This is a genomic window from Armatimonas sp. (genome assembly GCF_043760365.1).
Classification (GTDB): domain Bacteria; phylum Armatimonadota; class Armatimonadia; order Armatimonadales; family Armatimonadaceae; genus Armatimonas.
Genome location: NZ_JAYUPA010000532.1, coordinates 1 through 4,471, shown reverse-complemented (window position 1 = coordinate 4,471; position 4,471 = coordinate 1). Strand labels below are relative to the sequence as shown.

The 4,471-nt window shown below is 61.5% G+C and carries 4 protein-coding genes; all 4 read right to left on the bottom strand.

Annotation, left to right across the window (positions count from 1 at the left end; genetic code table 11):
• Window positions 1–974, bottom strand: a 974-nt coding sequence (locus ACH2EH_RS12370) for a chlorite dismutase family protein (protein WP_395142086.1), incomplete at its 3' end; no start/stop codon positions are given.
• A gap of 16 nt (window positions 975–990) precedes the next feature.
• Window positions 991–2,286: a glutamate-1-semialdehyde 2,1-aminomutase gene (gene hemL / locus ACH2EH_RS12365; RefSeq protein ID WP_395142084.1), complete on the bottom strand. Its 1,296-nt coding sequence runs from the start codon at window positions 2,284–2,286 to the stop codon at window positions 991–993.
• Between the two features lie 209 nt (window positions 2,287–2,495).
• A complete protein-coding gene (gene hemG, locus ACH2EH_RS12360) occupies window positions 2,496–3,869 on the bottom strand; it encodes a protoporphyrinogen oxidase (RefSeq protein WP_395142083.1) in 1,374 nt (457 codons plus the stop codon).
• A partial coding sequence (locus ACH2EH_RS12355; protein ID WP_395142081.1) for a uroporphyrinogen decarboxylase family protein occupies window positions 3,866–4,471 on the bottom strand: 606 nt, incomplete at its 5' end. The genes hemG and ACH2EH_RS12355, both read right to left, overlap by 4 nt.

The window sequence follows — 4,471 nt, the reverse complement described above, 5'->3', positions numbered from 1 at the left end:
CACACCACAGAACACTCGTCGCTGTTGATAGTTCCCTCACAAAGTGGGCCGCGTGCGTGGCTGCACCGGTTGTTGATGGCGTAGATCTCCCCCTTGATGTTGAAGACCCCGACCATCTTGCCTTCTAGAAATATGGTGCGGGTCTGGCCAGGCTCTAGCTCGGCCAGAGCACAGACCTCTACCCAGCTCTCGCGGGCTTCCCCGAGCGCGAGGGGCTCATCAATGGGTGGGCCGCCGAGCGTGTCGAGGGCTTCGTCGAGGCGCACATTGACACAGGTGAAGATGGGGGTGTCCTGGATCGTGTAGCGGCTAGACTCCGTCTCGCGCAGCTCCTGCACTAAATCTAAGAAGTCGGCGGGCTCGTCGGTTTCGAAGGCGAGAATAAACTCGTAGTCATCTATTCCGAAGCTGTAGGTGGTGTTGAGGCGAATCGAGGGGTACTTCTTGCCCACCTCAATGTGCTCATCCATCACGCCCTGACGCGCATGCTGGGAAAGATGGTACCACTCGCGGGTCTTGATAAACGGATAGACAAAGACATACTTTGCTTCCGACGGGTCAATCACGAGGCGCTCTTCTTCCGTATCACCGTTATCGCCGCCCACCCGAATCTCGTAGACCGAGCGCTTGGTCTGTGAAAAATAGGAGTAGGCGATATTTAAGTAGCTACCCATCCTTGTGCGCAGAATCGCGGTGGCCAGCTCCTGAAAGACCAATGGGCTCTCGGCGATCTGCCAGAGGAGCAGCTCGGCATCGGCGCGGGTGCCGACCGTGCTGTAGGGCCGCAGCAGCATGCGCCGGTTAAAAGTGCGGATCGTCTCTGATAGCTCGCGCTTTTGCGCCGCTTGCTCGTCCTCACTTAAACGCCGCCAGAGCGGATCGAGCTTGTAGAAGGCAAAGCGGACGTACTGACGGCGGCTTAGCTGCCGTCCGGCGGGGGGAGTGGCAGGGGTATCGGTGGTGCGTGGTCTCATGCCTTGATGATACCCGCTACAGCTCGCGCATACTCTCCTGAATCGCGTCCAACGTGCTCTGGATAATCTCGGGTGTGTGCGCGGCGCTGACAAAGCCTGCCTCAAAGGCGCTGGGGGCAAGATACACCCCGCGCTCTAAGAGTTTGTGAAAGAGGAGGGCGTAGCGCTCGGCGTGGACGAATTGTTTTGCGGTGGCGTAGTCCGTGATCTGCGCCCCGTCTTCTTTCAGGAAGTAGAACCCGAACATCGTGCCCACACAGCCCGCCTGAACCGGCAGACGGGCCGACTGCGCGGCGGCGCGAATGCCGTCGGTGAGCTGCTGTGTGCGTGCGACGATTCCCTCAAAGACACCGGGCTTTTGAAGCGCACTCAGCGTCGCTAGCCCCGCCGCCATCGCCAGCGGGTTGCCGGAGAGTGTCCCCGCCTGGTACATCGTCCCGGCGGGCGCGACATGCTGCATAATGGCTTTCTTACCTGCATACGCCCCGACCGGAAGCCCGCCGCCAATGACTTTCCCGAGGCACGTGATATCGGGATCGAGGCCCCAGTGTGCCTGCGCCCCACCTTGAGAAGCGCGGAAGCCTGTCATGACTTCATCCAAAATAAACAGTGCCCCGTGTGCTCTACACAGCGCTTGCAGGCCGAGCAAGTAGCCCTCGGCGGGTGTGACGAAACCCATGTTGGCCGCGATTGGTTCCACAATCACCGCCGCGATCTCGGAGCCAAGCTGAGAGAAAAGTGCCTTTGCGCCGTCTAGGTCATTATAAGAAAGCGTCAGTGTGCTCGCCGCCGTAGCTTTCGGGACGCCGGGGGAGTCTGGCAGGCCCAGCGTGGCGACGCCGCTGCCCGCTTGTACGAGCAGCATGTCCGCGTGGCCGTGGTAGCAGCCGGAAAATTTGACAATCTTGTCTCGCCCGGTCACGGCACGGGCGAGGCGCAGCGCACTCATGCACGCCTCGGTGCCACTGTTGACAAAGCGAATCTGCTCGATGCTGGGCACCATAGAGATCACGAGCGCGGCGAGCTGGTTCTCCAGTGCGGTCGGCGCACCGTAGCTCGTGCCCTTTGCTGCCGTCTCGGTGATGGCTTGCAGCACTACTTCTGGTGCGTGGCCCAGAACCAGCGGCCCCCAGGAGAGCACGTAGTCCGTGTAGCGGTTACCGTCGGCGTCCCAGATAAAGGCACCTTGGCCGCGCTCGATAAATCGCGGCGTGCCGCCAACCCCACGAAAAGCCCGCACGGGGCTATTGACCCCGCCGGGAATAAGCTCCTGTGCACGGGCAAAGAGCCGCTCTGATTCTTGTGTGTTCATGGGAATAGGATACCCGGTCGGCTTGGCTGATCGCTTCCGTGAGTTACCGCCCCCATGAACGGGGGCGTCTTATTGTCCTCGTGCCTCGGACACAAAGGGCGTGCCGCCCATACTCGAGTTGACTCGGCATGGCCCGGAGGGCCTTCGTGTCGCGAAGCGACAATAAGACGCCCCCGTTCATGGGGGCGATAGTTCATCGGGGCGGTAACTCATGGAAGCGATTTAACCGTCTCCTCCGCTTGGTGAATGCAGTCTGGAATTCCGACGCCACGATACGCGCAGCCAGCGAGGTGCAAACCGGGTGGGAGGGATTTTTCGAGCGTGTCTATCCGGTCCAGGTGCCCCACATCGTACTGTGGGTTGGCGTTGTGCCAGCGGAATATACGTTGGAAGAGTGGCTCGACGGTGATCCCGAGAATGTCTAGGAGCTGCTCTTTTGCCATCGCCAGAATTTCCTCGTCGGTTTTCTCCAGCGTCTCCGGGGTGCGTGAGCCGCCGAAGAAGACCCGGACGAGGGCGTGGTCATCGGGGGCGCGGGAAGGGAACTTGATGGACGAGATTGTGAGCGCATTGATCGGGCGCTTCTCGTGAAGTGGGATCACCATACCAAAGCCGTTTAGGGGGCGCTTGATGTCCTCGGTGCGAAAGCCCAGCGAGAGTGTCCCCGTGCTCACGGCCCGGATAAGCTCCAGTTGTTCCGCAACCCGTGGCGCAAAGGGCTGGATAAGCTTGGCGGCAACGGAGGCGGGCGTGGTGACGATCACGTGGTCGGCGGTGAGAGTGGTGCCATCGGAGAGTGTCAGCGTGTAGCCCTTTTGGGTTTGGGAGAGCGCCGTCACGGAGGTTTTGAGCCGTTTCTCACCCGCGAGCTTGCTAACCAGCGCATCTACCAGCTCTTGCGTGCCACCGGGAAATGACTGGAACATCGCGGGGCGCTTGCCGTTGGTCTGAGTTTTTGCTTTCTGCGCCAGCGTGCCACGGATCACGCTCCCAAACTCGGTCTCTAGTTGCCGGTAGCGGGGGAACGTGGCGAGCAAGCTCTGGCGCTCGGACTCTCCACTATAAATTCCCGAGAGTAGCGGCTCCCCAAGGCGCTCTAGGGCTTCTTGCCCGAAGCGGCGACGCACAAAGCTACCCACGGTCTCATCTTTATTTGTGGGATCGGTGCGCGGTGGGATCAGCCAGTCGAGACCCATGCGGAGCTTGCCGGGGAGTGAGAGCAGGGGACTCTTCAGAAACGGCCAGAGCTTGGTGGGAACAATGAGCTGCATGCCCTCGGGGAGCGCGACGGGCTGGCCTTGGTGCAAAACATAGATCGTGCGGAGTGTATCGTTAGTGCCCAACAGTCGCTCGCCCAGGCCCAGCTCACGGGCCAGCGCCGCCGCCCAGGGCTTGGTCGCCAAAAACGAGTCCGCGCCGCCCTCGACAACAAACTCGGAGCCATCCGCGAGGCCAACCCGCTCCGTTTGGAGCTTCCCGCCCCAGCGCTGCGACGCCTCGAAAAGCGCGTACTCTAGCCCGCGCTTCTGGGCAAACCACGCCGCGCTCAGCCCGGAGATGCCTCCCCCGATAATTGCGATCATATGCTGGTCTGGGTGTACTCGTGGACAAAATCCACTAACTTGCGGACGGTCTCCACGGGGGTCTCGGGCAAGATCCCGTGTCCTAAGTTGAAGATATGGCCGGGGCGTCCCTTGACGCTCTCCAGGATCGCCTGTACTCGTGGCTCCAGTGCATCCCAGTCCGCAAAGAGGGCGACAGGGTCGAGGTTTCCCTGCACGGCCACGCCCTCACCAAGCTCATCCCACGCCGCCGCCAGATTCGTGCGCCAGTCTACCCCGATCACATCCCCACCCGCCTCGTGGATCAACGGGAGCATCCCACTGGTGCCGGTGCCAAAGTGAATCAAGGGCACCCCCGCCTTGCTCGCGATCTGGAGCGCCTTGCGGCTGTAGGGCAGCACAAACTGCTTGTAGTCCGCCGGGCTGAGCTCGCCGACCCAGCTGTCAAAGAGTTGGAGGGCCTGCGCGCCCGCCTCGGCCTGCGCCAGGAGATACTCCCCGGCGAGAGTGGCGAGCTTATTCATCAGAACATGCCAGGCCACCGGCTCGTTCCACATCAGCTTCTTGACCTCGATACGGTTCTTGCTCGCCCCGCCCTCCACGGCGTAGCTGGCGAGGGTGAA

Excerpts from the sequence above, each read along its gene's own strand:
- hemL (WP_395142084.1), bottom strand. The coding sequence starts at position 2,286 with ATGAACACACAAGAATCAGAGCGGCTCTTTGCCCGTGCACAGGAGCTT.
- hemG (WP_395142083.1), bottom strand. The coding sequence starts at position 3,869 with ATGATCGCAATTATCGGGGGAGGCATCTCCGGGCTGAGCGCGGCGTGG.